This window comes from uncultured Paraglaciecola sp. (genome assembly GCF_913020055.1).
Taxonomy (GTDB): domain Bacteria; phylum Pseudomonadota; class Gammaproteobacteria; order Enterobacterales; family Alteromonadaceae; genus Paraglaciecola.
Genome location: NZ_CAJWCF010000103.1, coordinates 1 through 17,089, shown reverse-complemented (window position 1 = coordinate 17,089; position 17,089 = coordinate 1). Strand labels below are relative to the sequence as shown.

Here is a 17,089-nt window from a genome sequence, read left to right as displayed (position 1 = left end):
CCTATGTAAATAGTCTCGTTGAAAATTCTATTTTGGCGCATTGACGCCGTATTAGGGAGCGTCCATCTCATCACCCAGAACGAGAAAACCACTCGGCTTGCAGCCAAGCAATTTTGCTTAAATACAGGCCTAATGCAAAAAAAACTAAAGCCAAAAACCAATTAACAAAACTACTCAAATTACTTTTTTTACTTAGATTAATTTCGGGCAAAAACACATCTCAATAATTGAAGGGACAATTGTACCCTTTTTGATATAAGTCAGGAGCATCCAATAGTACAATGTTGGGCAATGTAAATACTAGAGAATACCCGTTAATGTTAAAATCGATAAAGCTAACCATCTTAGTTCTGACTATTAGCTTTGGCGCTTCAGGAATGCCGTCTGACGACCCTTATATATTTGTTAAGGATGTTGGCACTGCCACTTTCGCAAAAATGAAGCAAGAACAAACGTTAATAAAAAACGACCCAGAAGCATTGCGCAAAATTGTAGAGCTACAATTAATGCCCCATGTTGATCATGTTTATGCCGCTCTAAGTGTATTAAGCACTCAGGCAAAAGATATACCACGTGAAAAATTAGATCTGTTTTTTGAGCAATTTAGACTGTATTTGTTGACCACTTATTCGACTGCTTTAAGTAGTTACTCTAATCAGACTGTAGAGTTTGAACCCTCTCGACCTATAGACAACAAAAAAACGGTGTCGGTTAGAGCCTTAATAAAAGAATCGGGCAAACCAGATATTAGTATCACTTTTCAAGTACGTCGAAATAAAGAGAACCAGTGGAAAGCGTTTGATTTGGTGGCTGAAGGCATAAGTATGGTGCAATCAAAACGAGTCGAATTCGCGCCCATGATCCGTCAGAAAGGCATCGATTCTGTCATCGACTTTATGCGAGAAAAAAGTACTAAACAATCCAAAACCGCAAAATAATGACAAGCAATTACTGCAATTTATTTTTATGTAACCATCTAGGGTTTATTAATGCTTAACACCACAGTAAACGAACTAACAAACAAATTGAACACCCCAGTTTTTACTGTTTTTGAACAGACGTTTACTGTTGGTAAGCTGATTGCCGCTCCTTTGGCCATAATATTAGGCGCGATCCTGATTAAATGGTTTGCTAGATTAATAGTCAAAAAACTTATCATGCGTGGGGCAAACCCCGACGTTGTGCAATTAATTAAACGCATTTTTTACATAGTGGCTATTTTAATGTTGGCCGTTACCACCTTAGATTTTTTAAATGTGCCCATCACCGCATTTGCATTTCTATCTGGCGCGGTAGCGATAGGATTTGGTTTCGGTGCGCAAAACATCATTAATAATTTTATCAGTGGCTGGATACTGATGTGGGAGCGGCCAATCAAAATAGGTGATTTTCTAGAAGTTGAAAATGCCAAAGGTCGAGTTGAAGCGATTAACACCCGTTCTACCAGGATAAGACGAGTGGACGGTGTACATATGCTTATCCCCAACAGCAAGCTGCTTGAAAACACTGTGGTCAATTGGACCCTACTGGATGACCTAACCCGCACTATGGTTGCAGTGGGTGTTGCTTATGGTTCACCATGTAGACATGTACACGACCTTATTTTACAAGCTGTAAATGAGCAGAAAGACGTACTTAGCGACCCTCCCTCAGTAGTCTTGTTTGAAGATTTTGGTGACAGCGCATTAATTTTCGAAGCTTATTTTTGGATCAATGCCAGTAAAGATAGAGATCTTAGGGTTGTTCGAAGTAATGTGCGTTTTCGTATCGACGAATTGTTTAGCCAACACGATATTGTTATTGCCTTTCCACAAAGGGATATTCATGTGGATGGAAAATTGCAACTCATGTCTAACGATAGATCTGTTTCACCTATCCAGGAGAACTAAATGAGCCTAACTGAGCAAACATCGAAAGCAATGTTGTGGGCATTAAATATTGATACAAACGTATCTGTGATCTCACCCGCAATGGACCATAGTTATGCAGGTACGCCTTCCGCTGGCTTTAATTGGTTTCATGTTCAAGCAGATGCGCAAAACTCAAAAGAATGTTTACAAGATTTAGGCTTACAAAACGAAATTATAGATGCACTTTGCACCGTTGAAACCCGCCCTAAAGCGATTCAGTTTGGTCAGGGTATGTTGGTCTATTTACGGGGAATAAACCGAAACCCGGATGCTGATCCAGAAGATATGGTGTCGTTGCGATTATGGATCAGCGATAACATTATTATTTCTGCTAGACGTAAAGATCGCCAATTGTTGTCTGTGCAAGATGTCAAGGAAGAGCTTGAAAAAGGGTATATACCTTCGTCGCCACTAGAATTAACTTTAAGAATCATTACCAAAATTGCCGATAGGATCAGCGAAACTGTTGATGTGCTAGATGAAGATCTAACAGAATTCGAAGCCTTAGATAAATCTGCGAAACAAGACAGAATTAAGCTTTCCATGATACGCAGACAAGCCGCTGCTATTCGGCGCTATTTGGCACCACAACGAGATGCACTCGATGCGATGTATCGTTTCAATAAATCACTAAACCAACAACAAGGGTTTGAGTTACGCGACCAAACTGATCGTATGACTCGCTACGTCGAAGATCTAGACTTAGCGAAAGAACGTGCGATGGTTTTACAAGATGAACTACGTAATCGCATTGCTGAGCAACAAGGCATGCGCATGTACATACTATCCTTAGTCACAGCTGTATTTTTACCCCTATCCTTTTTAACTGGGATTTTTGGTATGAATGTGGCTGGTTTACCGGGTACTGAAGAACCTAAGGCATTTTTCTATTTAGCCACAACTATGCTTGTATTGGCCATAGGGCTATTAATAGGCATGTTATGGAAAAAATGGTTTTAACATTATTATTTGGAGCAAAACCCGTGATTAAACAGTTAGTTTTGGTTCTAGGACTGTTGTGTATTTCCAGCTCACCAGCATTTTCGCATGTGGAAAGTGCTTTTCAACTGGTAAAAGAGAAAACCATTAACAGAAATTTAGCACTGCAATTTCCTGTTGATAAATCCTTTCAAGGCTCCAAGGCTACGTTTTCTGATGCCAAGATACACATCGACATACTGGATCAATCGGTTAAGTTACAAATGACAGTGTCGGCGAACTCTGCAGAACAAAGGTTAACTGCAAAAATGGTGTTTACTGGCAAGATGCAATACGACCAATTTTTAGAGTCCTACCTATTTGAAGATCTACTATTAGATAGTTTTAAAATAGAGCACGATTCTTATGTTAGTTCTCTACCTATAGTCAAAATTATCAAACAGAGTCTTATCAACGATTTTGAAGATATAGTGTTGTTCAACCTCACAGATATCAACACTCTCGCTCCCAAACGCTCAGCTGACGAAATTGAAATATCTAAAGGACAACTACGTTTTATTTGGAATTAGTCAGATGGCAATATTCAATCCGACTAATTCAGCTACATTGCTAAAATTCGATAGTTAAAGAACAGCCAGAAAAATTCTGCTAAGTTAACGTTGCTAAAGCATTTTTTACGTTCAAATATTTTATCTAATTTAAATAATGAGAAAAGTTGAGGTGTATGAATAGCAACACGTTTGGTCTTATATTGATAAAAATAGGAAACCATTAATTGACACAGAAACCGCTTAATCAAAGTATATTTAGGTTAGTCGTAGGCTTAGTTGTTTTAACTGCATTAACAATTTTTGTTAACGTATGGCTAACCACCAAAGAGCAAGCCCAAGAGCGACTGAATCGAGACCTGTTAATTGCTGAAAACGTCTTACAAAGAGTGTTGAAAAGCCGTGAAGATTTTCTTTACAACTCAACCAACGTATTAACCGCAGATTTTGGTTTTAAACAAGCAGTCGCATCAAGTGACAAAGGGACAATAGATAGCGCCTTGTCAAATCATGGGAAACGAATTAAAGCCGATTTAATGGCAATTGTTTCGTTAGACGGTAACACTATGACTAGTGTTCCAGCGGCACTTAACATCCAGTAAGCTTTTCCTTACCCAGTAGTGATAAAAAACGTGATAAATGAGGGCGGCTACTCCTCGCTAATGATGCTTGATAAGCAACTTTATCAAGTGATTATGCTGACAATTGACGCACCGACGCCCATTGCTATCGCACTGGTAGGTTTCAAAGTAGAAGATACTTTACTCTCCAATCTGAAAGCCACTACCCAGCTCGAAACTACGTTACAGGTTTACACCGGTCAAGCAGAAGTGTTTAGAATTAGCACCTTACCTGAGGCTTTAGTAGATAGGGCTTTGGCCCAGCTCAATCAACATCCGTCATGGCTTTCTATTACTGTCACAAAAGACACACCTTATGTTTCTCTGCAGTTCAACTTAGCTGACAATTTGGGTAGCCAAACCGTCATAACGCTGTCTGAAGATGCAGAAGCCTTATTTGCAGATTTCAACTCTTTGCAATTTAACATCACGGCCATAGGCCTATTAGCGGTGTTATTAGCCACAATATATGCCGCCTTGTTTTCGAATAAAATATCTCGCCCTTTAACAGCATTGGCAACCATAGCGAAACGAATCGCAGTAGGCGATTATTCTCAAAATGTCGCAGTTCAATCGAACACCAAAGAGGTCAACTTATTATCTGAAGCATTCGCTTCTATGCAAAGTAATATTCAGCTGAGGGAAGAGGAAATTATTTTTCAAGCAAGGCATGACATATTAACCTCACTTTACAATCGAAATCATGTCGAAACCTTACTCGAACAAAAATTTCTAAATAATGATTCTTTTCTAGTGATTGGCATTAATATTTTTGGTTTTAGAGGCATTAACGATATTTTTGGTTACCAAAATGGTGATTTTTGTTTAAAGGAATTGGCAGATCGCTTAACGAAGTTTGATGGTGTGGCGGCCAGACTTACCGGTGGCGAACTACTTTGGCTACCCACTTACGAGCCAACGGCGGAGTTCACTCAGTCTTTAAAAGTGACTTTAGAAGCCCCTATCGATTGTGGGGATGTGGTCATAAATATTAAAGTCGCTATGGGATTAATTTCTTGTCCTGAGGATGCCAATAACGCAGAACAAGTATTTAAGCGCCTGAATATAGTGTTGGACGAGGCACAAATCACCCGAAAATTTATTTTGCCTTTCAACGCTGAATTGGAAGAACGTTACTCAAGACGCTTGTCGGTTATCACTGAACTCAAAAATACCCTTAGACACGCTACGGATGAGTTAAATCTGCACTACCAACCCAAGCTAGATTTAAAAATTGGCAAAGTCACTCATGTTGAAGCATTAATAAGATGGACCAACGCTCGTCTAGGCTTTGTCTCACCTGAGGATTTTATTGCGGTTGCCGAACAAGCCGGTTTTATTGAAAACATTACTAGTTGGGTAATCAAAAGGGCGATCGAAGACGCGGCGAGATTTAGAGACGCCAACTTAAATGTGTCTGTGGCGATTAACCTTTCAGCAAAAGATATTATGAATCCAACGCTACTGCCCATTATTTTGGAGGTACTCGATACGAAAAACTTGCCCACCGATAGCCTTTCATTTGAAATAACTGAGGGTGACTTAGTGAAAGACCATGACAAAGCCATTGTGCATCTCCAAGCCTTTAGAGACAAAGGCTTTGAACTGGCAATTGATGACTTTGGAACGGGTTATTCGTCAATGGCTTACCTGCAAAATTTGCCTGTTAATACCTTGAAAGTAGACAAAAGTTTTGTACTGCAATTACACCAACGAGACGGAGACCAAAAAATTGTTAAAACGGTTATCAGTCTTGCCCATAGTTTTGGGATGAATGTTGTTGCAGAAGGGGTAGAAAACATAGAAGCGCTAAAGCTATTGGCAGATTGGGGATGCGAATTGGCTCAAGGTTATTACATCTGTAAACCTACACCTGCAGATAATCTGATTGCATGGTGTAATGATAATAAAAGCACCAAGTGGTTATAAAAAAGGAGCTATCATATTTGATTAATGCGATGCCAAAAGCAGATATCCCTCACGCAATCCAAAATAAAGTACTAGCTGCAATGATACACACCCAAAAGCAGATAATTTACCACTAATAAGTGTTACTTAGTGTAGAGTTCACTAAGTAAAATAAAAGAGGAAAGCAAATGTCATTTGCCAATGAAATTACAACAAGGAACAATGTAAGCATCTTAGGCTCGGGCGAAAAAACCCTGCTCTTAGCACATGGTTTTGGTTGCGATCAAAATATGTGGCGCTTTATGCTACCTGCACTCACGGCGCAATATCGAGTCGTTTTGTTTGATTATGTAGGCTCTGGACATTCTGAATTAGCCCATTATGACCAAGTACGTTACAGCTCACTAGAGGGTTATGCTCAAGACGTTCTAGATATTTGTGAAGCGTTAAACTTGCAGGATGTGATTTTTGTAGGCCACTCAGTTAGCAGTACAATTGGTCTAATAGCGTCAATCAAAAAACCGAATGCTTTTAGTCAATTGATTATGATTTGCCCTTCCCCTTGTTTCTTAAATATTAAACCTGATTACATCGGTGGTTTTGAAAAGGCGGACTTAGAAGAACTCATCGATTTAATGGATAAAAATTACATTGGTTGGGCCAACTACCTTGCTCCTCTTGTGATGGGCTCAAACAATTCCGAAAAACTTGTGGGTGAGTTGTCAGGCAGTTTCTGTTCTACCGACCCATTAATAGCCAAAACCTTTGCCAAAGCGACATTTTTCTCCGATTACCGGCATTTGTTAAAAGAGGCTAAACACCCAGTGTTAATATTTCAAAGTAGCCAGGACGCATTAGCCTCTACTGATGTTGGAGATTATATGCTCAAGCAGTTACCAGACGCAGAATTACGACTTATAAACGCTGAAGGGCATTGTTTACATATGACTCACCCAGACATCATCAACCAGGCTTTAAGAGCACACATTGAGTAACAACATAGATAATTCCGTTCTCGAAGTTCCCGGACCAGATGCGTTTCAGTGCGGCGCATTGATAACCGATAAACATCGAAAGATTATTTATGCCAATGCGTATTTTTCAGATGAGTTAAATTGGCAAATTGAAACACTAGTAGGTAAAAGTTCAGACGATTTATTTAGTTATTCATCCAAAATATTTATCGAAAGTTATTTGATGCCTTTGTTATTACATGAAAAGAAATGCGATGAAATACAGCTAGCTTTGTTGGATGGCAATAATAAGCGCATTTCGATAATAGTTAACGCAAAAATGGATGACCAAGGGAAAATCTATTGGAGTTTTTTTAATGCAACCAAACGCGACAAACTGTATGAAGAACTCATAGAAACACGTAAAAAATTAGAAGCCCAAGCTAAAATACTGCATTCCATGTCTTCAACAGATGATTTGACTGGGTTGATGAATCGCCGAGAAGTAAATTTGCGCGGCCCGGAGCTGATCAATCAAGCAAAACGCTATACTCACACTATTGCTTTATTAATGATTGATATTGATCACTTTAAACAAATTAACGACACATATGGGCATTTGGAAGGAGATCGTGTTTTAACAGAGTTAGGCCTACGATTAAAAACCTTTGGTCGTCAGACTGACTTGATTGCACGATTTGGTGGTGAAGAATTTATCATGCTACTACCTGATACCGATGCTAATGAAGCCAGTTTATTTGCAGAGCGATTACATAAACTAATGTCAGAAATAGAAGTAAACAACATTCCAGTAACTGTCAGTATAGGCATCACTATGAGTGACGGCAGCCAAAACCTACAGGAGTTAACTAAGCGGGCTGATAATGCTCTGTATAAGGCTAAAAGCAATGGCCGAAATAGAACCGAATTTGACCAACAAGCGTAATACACTGAAATACTACAGCCAATTGGTCAACTTAAATCCGATGCCTAACCTTTGCGTATGTTGATTATAATAAATAAGGCTTTCGCCATAACCGTTGAAATATTCAATATAACCTTGGATCCTATCGTTAATTGGGAACGACCAACCCAATTGAATCGCCCCCTTATGGTCGCTGCGTAAGTTACTTCGTAGCAAAAACTCTAACGAGTTTTTTTCCGAAATACTCCACAGCCCACCTAATTCTCCATATCCCATATATTTTTCAATATCGGGATTATCATCTCCACCTGGATCAAGCGATGTCACTTTTTCATCTTCTGGAATTCTATACCAGGTTCTAAAACCCCACAGCACATTGTCGGCTGGAGCAAAGGCAAAACCTAAAATGATCCTATTCCAACTTCGGGATAATGAACCAGTTTGGCCATTCGATTGATGATTGAATGATAAAGACGTTTGCTCAACTGGTAACCCGAAAAAAGACCAAGAATGATGATAATTAAATATTAATTCGGGTTCATAATTGGTTTCACGAAAAGGCGCAGAAATAGCACTGTTATAAGCCTGCCACCAACTTGTTACAGTAAAAGCATATTGTAAATCGAGGTCTTTAAATATCAGATCTTGTACGCCTAAATATTTTAATGAAATCTGAAACTTAACTTCAACATCCTCTAGCTCGGAATCTATGGGTACATCGGTATAAGGTTCTTGATTAATTTGGGTAATACTTGCTGGCAATACATAGTTAGGTTTATGCGGGATAATGGCAAAACGATTTTTAGATGCTTGTTTTTCTAACTCTACACGTTGTTTAAATAAAGTAGGTGCAGTATCTAAACAACTTTCGCGTAATTCAGCCACAGTTTGTTCAGGCGTTGCTTGTTTGAGGGCTGTTAATAAACACTCGTCCGCACTACTGAGCGTGTCTGACTCAGCGCTATTTACATGACTTGCACCAAGCACGGTAGATAACAATACAGCGGTAACTTTCATATCCAGTACTTCCCTATAAATTTAATCCAATTGAAGCACATACTGACAGCCAAATACTCATAGGCCTTAATAGATATCCGCGGTTTTCTACTCAAACCAATGCCGAGTTCTATTCACAAAATACACCAAAGATAACATAACGGGCACCTCAACTAACACACCCACAACCGTAGCCAAAGCCGCTCCTGAATGTAACCCAAACAATGAAATTGCCACTGCCACTGCTAACTCAAAAAAGTTAGATGTACCAATCATACTGGCGGGCGCAGCAACATTGTGAGGCAGTTTTAGACGCTTTGCAAAAAAGTAAGCAATTGCAAAAATTCCATAAGTTTGAATGACCAACGGTATGGCAATCAACACAATCGCCTGCGGTTTAGCTAAAATAGTTTGAGCTTGAAAACCAAACAATAACACCACTGTGGCAAGTAAACCTACAATCGACCATGGTTTAAGTTTAGAAACAAAATGACTAATACTTTTAGATTCTTTAAGACCATTGGCTTTCTTATCTAACACAGAGCGAGTGAGTGCACCGGCAATTAAAGGCAATAATACATATAACAACACCGAAATAAGTAAGGTGTCCCAAGGCACTTGAATATCACTCACCCCCAGTAAAAGAGCTGTCAATGGTGCAAAGGCAAAGATCATTATGATGTCGTTTATAGAGACTTGTACCAAAGTATAGTTAGCATCACCTTTGGTCATTTGACTCCAGACAAATACCATAGCGGTACAAGGCGCTACACCTAATAAAATCATACCTGCGATGTATTCGTTGGCTGATTGTGGATCGACCCAATCAGCAAAGAAACCTTTGAAAAACAACCAACCTAAAGCAGCCATAGTAAAAGGTTTAATCAGCCAATTGATGACAAGCGTTAAAGCCAATCCTTTGGGTTTTTTACCCACATCTTTGATAGATGAAAAATCAATTTGGACCATCATGGGATAAACCATTAACCAAATCAGTACTGCCACCACTATGTTCACATGGGCATATTCTAAACTTGCCACTAAGGCAAAAAAGTCAGGAATAATACTCCCCAAGATCACGCCTATTACAATGCTGATGCCTACCCATACAGACAAATAACGCTCAAATAATCCCATGAATTTGTTCCTCTATATTGAACGCTGATTAACGCGCTGACTAACTTGTTCAGCTGATTCCACTCGCTCTGAATAGCGGTCGACTAAATAGTTGCTGTTGTCTCTAGTGAGTACAGTAAATTTCATTAGTTCTTCCAACACATCAACAATACGATTGTAATAGGGCGAAGGCTTCATTCTATCGTTATCGTCAAACTCCATAAAAGCCTTGGCCACAGAAGATTGGTTCGGAATGGTCAACATACGCATCCAGCGACCTAAAATACGCATTTGATTTACAGCGTTAAATGATTGCGAACCACCAGAAACTTGCATCACTGCCAGCGTTTTTCCTTGAGTCGGTCGAACACCACCGATGTTCAAAGGCACCCAATCAATTTGGCTTTTCAAAATTCCGGTCATTGCACCATGACGCTCTGGAGAACACCACACTTGGCCTTCAGACCACATCATCAATTCACGTAATTCCACTACTTTTGCATGAGTTGCATCGTCGCCATCTGGTAAGGGTAAACCTGTTGGATCAAAAACCCGAGTTTCAGCTCCCATGGCTTGTAACAAACGTGCTGACTCTTCAACCACCAATCGACTAAAAGATCGGACTCGTAGTGAGCCATAGAGCAAAAGAATCTTAGGCTTATGTTCGGCGTTTTGCTTGGCAAAATCATCAACGCTCGGACAGTGAAATTGTGTGTTATCAAGGTTCGGCATATCCGAAAAAGAAGCAGACATTAATTTGCCCCCAAATTGGCCAGTGCAGCTTTAAAAGCTATTTTATCTTTTACATCAACATCGAGCTTTATCAATTGTTCTACTCTTTGTTTAATCTGCTCGATTGTCGCTCTAAAAGCATCAGCTACAACTGTATCATCCCCTTGTAACTTTGAAGGGTCCGCTAAACCCCAATGCACTTTTAGGCTTTTTCCAAACCAAACCGGGCAGGATTCACCAGCAGCAGAATCGCATACAGTGATCACTAAATCAGGCGCAAACTCTTCAAAATCATCCCAAGACTGACTGCATAAGCCATCGGTAGAAATACCAGCCTCTTGTAGATATTTAATCGACAGCGGATGTACCTCACCGACTGGTTGGCTACCAGCACTTTTTGCTACAATTTTACCATCAGCAAAATGGTTGGTGATGGCTTCTGACAAAATACTACGACAGCGATTATGGGTACAAATATATAAAATTTTCATTCAAGGGTTCCGCTAAAAAGTTAACAGCAATTATCGGTTAGTTTGGCTGTATCAAGATTATTTAAACAATCGTTTAAGTATGAAGGGTTTTCCTTTGTGGTAAGTCTAAGTACTTCTAGTGCCCATTTAGGTAACGTTTGATTAAGCTGATAAAACACCCATTTGCCACGTCTATGATCAGATAGAATTCCGCATTTACGCAATTCGGCTAAATGTCGCGACACTTTTGGCTGGCTTAACTTCAGTGCGCTAATTAAATCACATACACATAACTCACTTTTGAGCGTGATCAATAACAAACACTTCAAACGCGTGTCTTCAGATAAACATTTATAAAACACAACTGGAGTCATGAAGATCAATAGCAAAAATTAAACATATGAAATATCATATATATGATATTTCATATGTCAATGCAAAATTCAGCGACTAGTTGTTTCTAAAAACGTAGAATAACGATCTCGTTACTAGGGTCTATTGATTCTAAGGTTTACTAAATGTCTCAAAATTTACCCTATTTAGCTCACTACCCTGTTCATTTGCAGAACGAAATTCGCCAGTTGGTCGATGCCAATAAATTGGGTGATTGGTTGCGAAGTCGTTATCCAAACATACACAAAGTAGCCAACGACAATGACTTGCGTGACTACACTATGTCGTTAAAGAATCAGTATTTGAAAAAGACTGCCCCGTTAAGCAAAATAATATACGACAGCAAAATTCATATCGTTAATCACGCTTTAGGTTTACACAGTTATGTGTCTAGGGTGCAAGGCGGTAAGTTAAAAAGTAAGAATGAGCTGCGTGTCAGCACCTTATTTAAAAACACCCCAGAGGCTTTTTTAAATATGATAGTGGTGCACGAATTGGCCCACTTAAAAGAAAAACAACACAACAAAGCATTTTATCAACTGTGCCAACATATGCTGCCTGAATATCATCAGGTTGAGTTCGATGTTAGGGTATATTTAACTGAACTAGAGCGCTCGGGCTCTGTGTTCACCCCTATGTCAAAGACTTGATTTTATTATACTTTAGTAACGAAGAGAGGCTGATTGTTACGAACACCTAAGCTTTATGTGCTATAAAACCTTTTACTATTTTAAGTGACCCTTTGTTATGCAACAGCCAAGCGTTTTGATTATTGATGATAGTGAAATTGAACGCTACATGTTAAGTCATCAACTTAAAAAAATTGGTGTAAGTGAAATTGTGCAAAAAAACGATGGCACATCTGGGCTAGAGTTTTTATCCAACTATACCCAGAACCAGCAACAGTACGGCGCTAATTTTCCACCGGCTATCATCATTCTAGACGTCAACATGCCAATCATGGGTGGCTTTGAATTTCTGCAAAAATTCTCTGAGTTAAAAGCACAACTTAACTTAGATATCTGCCAAATATTGATGTATTCAGGATCAGACGACCCGCAAGAAAAAGTGCGCGCCATGCAATATGAGTTTGTTAAGGGATTTCTAATCAAAGGTGAATCGAGCACTGAAGATTTAAAAATCGAGATTGGAGTACTTTGAATAAATTTTCAGTCAATTGTTATCAAGAATTTACATGCATAATTACGCTTAATTTTTAATCTAATTTTGTCTAGGAGACACCATGCCATCTCATGAAGAACTAAGGACCCAAACATTAGAAAAATACCACCTCACGGATGATGGCATAAATGAATTGTTTGATGACATAGTGAATTTTGCTACTGAAGGCTGTGACAAACCCTTTGCCATGATTAGTTTTATCGATGCCGACAAGTCATGGGTGGCATCACAAGTTGGCCGTTTCCCTAGCGAAATAGAACGAAAAAAGGGCTTTAGTACCCTCACAATAAATCAAATCAATAGCGTAGAAATTTCTGACACCCTGCTTGATAATCGAACTAAAGAAAGTGAATGTGTTGTTAAAGCACCCAACATTCGATATTACGCTGGAGTGCCGCTCGTCAATAGCGATAAACAAACATTCGGTGCACTGTGTGTTTTTGACACTAAGCCAAACAACTTAGATAAACAGCAAAAATCCATATTAAAACTATTGGCAAAAGATGTGGTATCGCAGTTAGAGATACATAGAAAAGACCACGAATTATCAAAATTAAAAAATCTCTACCAGTTAATTTCCGAAAACAACCCAGATCTAATATTTGCCAAAGATAGCGACTTTAAAATACAGCACGCTAATTCAGCTTTTTTGTCCTTATTTCCTGAAGAAGCGCGAAACAAGGTCATTGGATACACGACATTAGAAGAATTTGATGATGATGAAGCCGAGGCCTTCCTAGCACAAGATAAGTTAGCCTTCGAGCAAGGTAAAACCGTAACGACAGAAAAGATAGCCTTTCCAAATGGTGAGATTCGTACCCTATTTACCACAAAAACACGATTTGAAGATAGTGAAGGCAAAGCCTATATATTAGGTGTAGCAAGAGATGTGACCGAACGAGAGGATCTCATCCAAAGGTTGGAAAAGTCGAATAGCGACCTAGACGAGTTTGCCTATATCGCTTCCCACGATTTAAAGGCACCACTGAATGCCATCAAGCGTTTAGCATCATGGATTGAGGAAGACGCTGCTGAAGTGTTGCAAGGAGAAAGCCTTGAACACTTTGGCATGATTAAAAACCGCATTGATAGAATGAATATGTTGCTCAAGGACTTACTTGATTATTCAAGAGTCGGCAAAAACGACGGCATTCCTCAAACCCTTAATTTACGAGAATCAGCAAACCATTGTGTTCAATTATTAGACTTGCCAGAAGGTTTTGTAATTGAAGTAGACGACACGGATTTAGTATTACCTAAGCTACCACTAGAGTTGGTGCTTACAAATTTAATGTCTAACGCAATAAAACATCACGATAAACAATCCGGCCTGATCAAGATCAAGTGCAAACTATTAAAAAACAATTATCACCTTACCGTAACAGATGATGGGCCAGGTATTGCGCCTGCGTTACATGAAAAAATATTTATGAAATTTCAGACCCTTAAACCAAGGGATGAAGTTGAAGGTAGTGGATTGGGACTAGCAATGGTAGAAAAAGCATTAACCAATTATTCAGGAAGCATTTCAATCGAGTCAGATATAGGCAAAGGAGCAACCTTTATTGTCATTTGGCCCAAATCGGAGATCAGCAATCAATGAGTAAAACCAACTCCAAAGAAGTTTCCCTGTTTTTAATTGAAGATGATGATATTGATGCCATGAGCATCAAAAGAGAGTTTAATCGACGTAAAATGGTCAACCCAATAATACGCGCAAAAGACGGGGTAGAGGCATTTGAATTTCTCACCGTAGAGAAAATCAATCGCCCATTTGTTATATTGTTAGACCTGCAAATGCCTCGTATGAATGGTTTAGAGTTTTTAACTAAATTGCGAGCAGACAGCCATTACAAAAATAGTGTGGTATTTGTTTTCACTACTTCACAAAATGAGCAAGATATTTTCAAAAGTTATGAATTGAATATTGCCGGTTATTTTATCAAAGATGAAGTAGGTGAAGGTTTGATTAACATAGTCGACATTTTAGACAGTTACTGGAAGGTAGTTCATCTGCCCGTAAATTAAACGACTCAAGTATGATCGCCATGCAGCTAGATGTATGAGTTGTTATTTTCCCACAAGCAACAACCGGTTTAGAGTATAATCAAAGTCCAGATTCCAGCATTAGGTAACATCTTATGGACTATCAATTTTCCCACGATATTTTTGGGAATCCCGTCGCTTCATGTGAACTTGAATGTGAAGCTTTTGGTGATTGGTTAAGTCATGAAATCGCCCAAGACTTTGCCCAAATAACCCTGTTACTCAACATTATCCAACAACTGCAATCCAACCAACTTATTAGTTATCAGCACGCAGGAAAGGAATATCATTTACAGTTCGATAAAGACGAAGTTGAACTGATTTTAAACAACAATCATATCCAAGACATTGCACCATCTGAAGATGACGAAAGCCAAGAGTTAGGCGATTTACATATTCAATCAGGTTGTGGTTTAGCTGATTTGGAGACTTTGCTCAAATCTTGGCAGCAGTTTGTTAGTTAACCTGAACTGGATTAGTTAGACTATCTGGTCTAGCGCACTCTTTTGGTGATTTCCAACGGATTTTTCACAAAGAGCGTGCAGCCATCCGACATTAATGTTTTTAAAATCATATAACTCACTGTTTTACTTAATAAAAAATTTTGGCCCAGTATCTGCTTTATATGGCTCAACGAGGGATCTCGTCTTCGAGAGGTAGGGACTAATCATGGTGTACAGATAGCACTTTGATTGCCAAAAATAACAACCAATAGTTATAAAGGCAGAAGACAGATTCACTTAAAAACAAAAACGCCGACTTATAAAAATATGAGTCGGCGTTTTTTGTCTTCATTAGACAGTGGGATTAAAGTTCACTTCGATTCATCACAACCCAGCCATTAACAAAGATATTCCTAGGCCTGACAGCCGCATAAATGGCATTCGATTGATACAAGTCTGCTATCTGCGCCAAACTCAATTCCAAGGTTTCTTTACGGTAGTAGCGTTTGTGCATGGCTCTGTCAGCCTTTACATGTTTTGTGGGTGACAACCTCTTAGTCTGAGCCACATTGCCTACTTTAAAGACTAACGAATTACCTTTAACCTCCATCACCCTCAAAGGTACATAACGATACTTCGCATCAGAATCATCATCTATGGCGAAATAGTCGACAAAGAAAAAATCGTTGCGTTGCGGTTGCTCAACCACCATTTTAGTTATTTTATTGTCATGCAATGACGAAAGGACTAAGCCCGCACACAACAGCACCACTAATACCCATTCGAAATTTTCGCCATTCCATTCAACAAAGCGCTTAATCTGATTAAAGCTAGGTGGGCTTAAATACCCCCCTTGAATATTGGCTAACATACATAATCCTTATTTAGTTGCCGAATTCATATACTCCCACAGCACCTAGCAAGTAGCAATTTTCGCTTAAAAATCATACTGCAAAATCAAGTTATTTTTTTGAGCAAGCATCCACAAAACAAAGACAAACATTGTTTTAGATCAGTCATGAGATTAGTGAGTCATTTAAAATTGATGTATTCATTAATATACAGAGACAAATATATGAAAAAGTTAGTTTTATCAGTAGCTATTGCAGGTACTTTATTAAGCACAATCAGTCCAGTTTTTGCCTATGAGCAAGGTGATTGGGTGGTACGCGTTGGAATGACAAATGTTGCACCAGATGACTCAAGTACCAATGTTAACGTGGGCGGAGCAGATTTAGGGGTTGGAGTAAATGTTGATAGCAATACCCAATTGGGTTTAAATTTTGTGTATTTCTATAGCCCACAGCTTGCCATTGAGGTGTTGGCTGCCACACCCTTTAGTCACGATATAGTCTTGAATACTGTAGGCCCATTAGGTAGCACCAAACAGTTACCCCCTACGGTTAGTGCTAACTATTACTTTTTAGAGCCCAGTGCTAAGTTTCAGCCTTATGTTGGAGCAGGTATTAACTACACCCTATTTTTTGATGAAAAATTTACCGATGCTAATACCAGCGCAGGTTTCAGCAAACTCGATTTAGACAACTCCTTTGGTTTGGCTGCTCAGTTGGGGTTCGACTATATGCTTGATGATAAATGGTTGGTTAATGCCTCTGTTCGTTGGATGGATATAGACACCGAAGCAAGTTTTGAGCTAAATGGCTCAGCAGGAAGTGTTGATGTAAGCATTGATCCTGTTGTGTATTCAATTACTGCTGGATATCGTTTCTAATCTTGTATTGCGAGCAATCGTCATTAGTATAGTCTTATAGACAGAAAAAAGGCCGTAACTTGAGCACAAGTTACGGCCTTTTGTTTATCTTAAAACGCCTTAAGCGTTATAAGTAGACGATGAAGTATTACCACCACGTCCAGTCCAGTTGGTATGGAAGAACTCGCCTCTTGGCT

20 protein-coding genes are annotated in these 17,089 nt (G+C 39.1%); 14 read left to right on the top strand and 6 right to left on the bottom strand.

Going from position 1 to position 17,089, the window contains the following annotated elements; all coding sequences use genetic code 11:
• Positions 1-317: 317 nt before the first annotated feature.
• From QZ488_RS18010 to QZ488_RS17980, 8 genes are all read left to right on the top strand, one after another.
• Complete coding sequence (locus tag QZ488_RS18010; RefSeq protein ID WP_293751402.1) at positions 318-938, top strand: phospholipid-binding protein MlaC; 621 nt, start codon at positions 318-320, stop codon at positions 936-938.
• Positions 939-989: 51 nt separating this feature from the next.
• Complete coding sequence (locus tag QZ488_RS18005; protein ID WP_293751400.1) at positions 990-1,889, top strand: mechanosensitive ion channel domain-containing protein; 900 nt, start codon at positions 990-992, stop codon at positions 1,887-1,889.
• Positions 1,890-2,870: a zinc transporter ZntB gene (locus QZ488_RS18000; RefSeq protein ID WP_293751398.1), complete on the top strand. Its 981-nt coding sequence runs from the start codon at positions 1,890-1,892 to the stop codon at positions 2,868-2,870.
• Positions 2,871-2,893: 23 nt separating this feature from the next.
• A complete protein-coding gene (locus QZ488_RS17995) occupies positions 2,894-3,418 on the top strand; it encodes a hypothetical protein (protein ID WP_293751396.1) in 525 nt (174 codons plus the stop codon).
• A gap of 206 nt (positions 3,419-3,624) precedes the next feature.
• On the top strand, positions 3,625-3,999 hold the full coding sequence (locus QZ488_RS21560) for a hypothetical protein (RefSeq protein WP_366509061.1): 375 nt from the start codon (positions 3,625-3,627) through the stop codon (positions 3,997-3,999).
• Between the two features lie 60 nt (positions 4,000-4,059).
• The gene (locus tag QZ488_RS17990) at positions 4,060-5,946 is read left to right on the top strand and encodes an EAL domain-containing protein (protein WP_366509060.1); all 1,887 of its coding nucleotides are present in this window, start codon (positions 4,060-4,062) and stop codon (positions 5,944-5,946) included.
• Positions 5,947-6,113: 167 nt separating this feature from the next.
• Positions 6,114-6,920 carry an alpha/beta hydrolase gene (locus tag QZ488_RS17985; protein ID WP_293751394.1) on the top strand — a complete coding sequence of 269 codons (807 nt, stop codon included), beginning with the start codon at positions 6,114-6,116 and terminating at the stop codon, positions 6,918-6,920.
• The gene (locus QZ488_RS17980) at positions 6,913-7,824 is read left to right on the top strand and encodes a diguanylate cyclase (protein WP_293751392.1); all 912 of its coding nucleotides are present in this window, start codon (positions 6,913-6,915) and stop codon (positions 7,822-7,824) included. Before QZ488_RS17985 ends, QZ488_RS17980 begins: the two co-directional genes overlap by 8 nt.
• A gap of 12 nt (positions 7,825-7,836) precedes the next feature.
• On the opposite strand, the gene QZ488_RS17975 is transcribed toward QZ488_RS17980, so the two are convergent.
• From QZ488_RS17975 to QZ488_RS17955, 5 genes are all read right to left on the bottom strand, one after another.
• Complete coding sequence (locus tag QZ488_RS17975; protein WP_293751390.1) at positions 7,837-8,820, bottom strand: phospholipase A; 984 nt, start codon at positions 8,818-8,820, stop codon at positions 7,837-7,839.
• 87 nt (positions 8,821-8,907) lie between these two features.
• Positions 8,908-9,936 carry an ACR3 family arsenite efflux transporter gene (arsB, locus tag QZ488_RS17970; protein WP_293751388.1) on the bottom strand — a complete coding sequence of 343 codons (1,029 nt, stop codon included), beginning with the start codon at positions 9,934-9,936 and terminating at the stop codon, positions 8,908-8,910.
• Positions 9,937-9,948: 12 nt separating this feature from the next.
• Positions 9,949-10,668, bottom strand: a complete 720-nt coding sequence (gene arsH, locus QZ488_RS17965) for an arsenical resistance protein ArsH (protein WP_293751386.1) — start codon at positions 10,666-10,668, stop codon at positions 9,949-9,951.
• Positions 10,668-11,138, bottom strand: a complete 471-nt coding sequence (locus QZ488_RS17960; RefSeq protein ID WP_293751385.1) for an arsenate reductase ArsC — start codon at positions 11,136-11,138, stop codon at positions 10,668-10,670. Before QZ488_RS17960 ends, arsH begins: the two co-directional genes overlap by 1 nt.
• A gap of 20 nt (positions 11,139-11,158) precedes the next feature.
• Positions 11,159-11,491: a metalloregulator ArsR/SmtB family transcription factor gene (locus tag QZ488_RS17955; RefSeq protein ID WP_293751383.1), complete on the bottom strand. Its 333-nt coding sequence runs from the start codon at positions 11,489-11,491 to the stop codon at positions 11,159-11,161.
• 144 nt (positions 11,492-11,635) lie between these two features.
• On the opposite strand from QZ488_RS17955, the gene QZ488_RS17950 reads away from it, so the two are divergent.
• From QZ488_RS17950 to QZ488_RS17930, 5 genes are all read left to right on the top strand, one after another.
• Positions 11,636-12,160, top strand: a complete 525-nt coding sequence (locus QZ488_RS17950; RefSeq protein WP_293751381.1) for a M48 family metallopeptidase — start codon at positions 11,636-11,638, stop codon at positions 12,158-12,160.
• Positions 12,161-12,257: 97 nt separating this feature from the next.
• Positions 12,258-12,671 carry a response regulator gene (locus QZ488_RS17945; RefSeq protein WP_293751379.1) on the top strand — a complete coding sequence of 138 codons (414 nt, stop codon included), beginning with the start codon at positions 12,258-12,260 and terminating at the stop codon, positions 12,669-12,671.
• Positions 12,672-12,753: 82 nt separating this feature from the next.
• Positions 12,754-14,295, top strand: coding sequence for an ATP-binding protein (locus QZ488_RS17940; protein ID WP_293751377.1), 1,542 nt, complete (start codon positions 12,754-12,756; stop codon positions 14,293-14,295).
• Complete coding sequence (locus QZ488_RS17935; RefSeq protein ID WP_293751375.1) at positions 14,292-14,720, top strand: response regulator; 429 nt, start codon at positions 14,292-14,294, stop codon at positions 14,718-14,720. The genes QZ488_RS17940 and QZ488_RS17935 overlap by 4 nt, the downstream gene beginning before the upstream one ends.
• 113 nt (positions 14,721-14,833) lie before the next feature.
• A complete protein-coding gene (locus QZ488_RS17930) occupies positions 14,834-15,202 on the top strand; it encodes a YacL family protein (protein WP_293751373.1) in 369 nt (122 codons plus the stop codon).
• A gap of 343 nt (positions 15,203-15,545) precedes the next feature.
• Here the strand turns inward: QZ488_RS17930 and QZ488_RS17925 are convergent, their stop codons facing one another.
• Positions 15,546-16,052 (bottom strand): hypothetical protein, encoded by a 507-nt coding sequence (locus QZ488_RS17925; protein ID WP_293751371.1) that lies wholly within the window; start codon positions 16,050-16,052, stop codon positions 15,546-15,548.
• Between the two features lie 204 nt (positions 16,053-16,256).
• Here QZ488_RS17925 and QZ488_RS17920 point away from each other — a divergent pair, with 204 nt between their 5' ends.
• Entirely contained in the window at positions 16,257-16,913 is a 657-nt protein-coding gene (locus tag QZ488_RS17920) for an OmpW family outer membrane protein (RefSeq protein ID WP_293751368.1), read from the top strand.
• The last annotated feature ends 176 nt before the right edge of the window (positions 16,914-17,089 follow it).

Excerpts from the sequence above, each read along its gene's own strand:
- QZ488_RS18010 (WP_293751402.1), top strand. The coding sequence starts at position 318 with ATGTTAAAATCGATAAAGCTAACCATCTTAGTTCTGACTATTAGCTTT.
- QZ488_RS18005 (WP_293751400.1), top strand. The coding sequence starts at position 990 with ATGCTTAACACCACAGTAAACGAACTAACAAACAAATTGAACACCCCA.
- QZ488_RS18000 (WP_293751398.1), top strand. The coding sequence starts at position 1,890 with ATGAGCCTAACTGAGCAAACATCGAAAGCAATGTTGTGGGCATTAAAT.
- QZ488_RS17990 (WP_366509060.1), top strand. The coding sequence starts at position 4,060 with ATGATGCTTGATAAGCAACTTTATCAAGTGATTATGCTGACAATTGAC.
- QZ488_RS17985 (WP_293751394.1), top strand. The coding sequence starts at position 6,114 with ATGTCATTTGCCAATGAAATTACAACAAGGAACAATGTAAGCATCTTA.
- QZ488_RS17975 (WP_293751390.1), bottom strand. The coding sequence starts at position 8,820 with ATGAAAGTTACCGCTGTATTGTTATCTACCGTGCTTGGTGCAAGTCAT.
- arsB (WP_293751388.1), bottom strand. The coding sequence starts at position 9,936 with ATGGGATTATTTGAGCGTTATTTGTCTGTATGGGTAGGCATCAGCATT.
- arsH (WP_293751386.1), bottom strand. The coding sequence starts at position 10,668 with ATGTCTGCTTCTTTTTCGGATATGCCGAACCTTGATAACACACAATTT.
- QZ488_RS17960 (WP_293751385.1), bottom strand. The coding sequence starts at position 11,138 with ATGAAAATTTTATATATTTGTACCCATAATCGCTGTCGTAGTATTTTG.
- QZ488_RS17955 (WP_293751383.1), bottom strand. The coding sequence starts at position 11,491 with ATGACTCCAGTTGTGTTTTATAAATGTTTATCTGAAGACACGCGTTTG.
- QZ488_RS17950 (WP_293751381.1), top strand. The coding sequence starts at position 11,636 with ATGTCTCAAAATTTACCCTATTTAGCTCACTACCCTGTTCATTTGCAG.
- QZ488_RS17945 (WP_293751379.1), top strand. The coding sequence starts at position 12,258 with ATGCAACAGCCAAGCGTTTTGATTATTGATGATAGTGAAATTGAACGC.
- QZ488_RS17940 (WP_293751377.1), top strand. The coding sequence starts at position 12,754 with ATGCCATCTCATGAAGAACTAAGGACCCAAACATTAGAAAAATACCAC.
- QZ488_RS17935 (WP_293751375.1), top strand. The coding sequence starts at position 14,292 with ATGAGTAAAACCAACTCCAAAGAAGTTTCCCTGTTTTTAATTGAAGAT.
- QZ488_RS17930 (WP_293751373.1), top strand. The coding sequence starts at position 14,834 with ATGGACTATCAATTTTCCCACGATATTTTTGGGAATCCCGTCGCTTCA.
- QZ488_RS17925 (WP_293751371.1), bottom strand. The coding sequence starts at position 16,052 with ATGTTAGCCAATATTCAAGGGGGGTATTTAAGCCCACCTAGCTTTAAT.
- QZ488_RS17920 (WP_293751368.1), top strand. The coding sequence starts at position 16,257 with ATGAAAAAGTTAGTTTTATCAGTAGCTATTGCAGGTACTTTATTAAGC.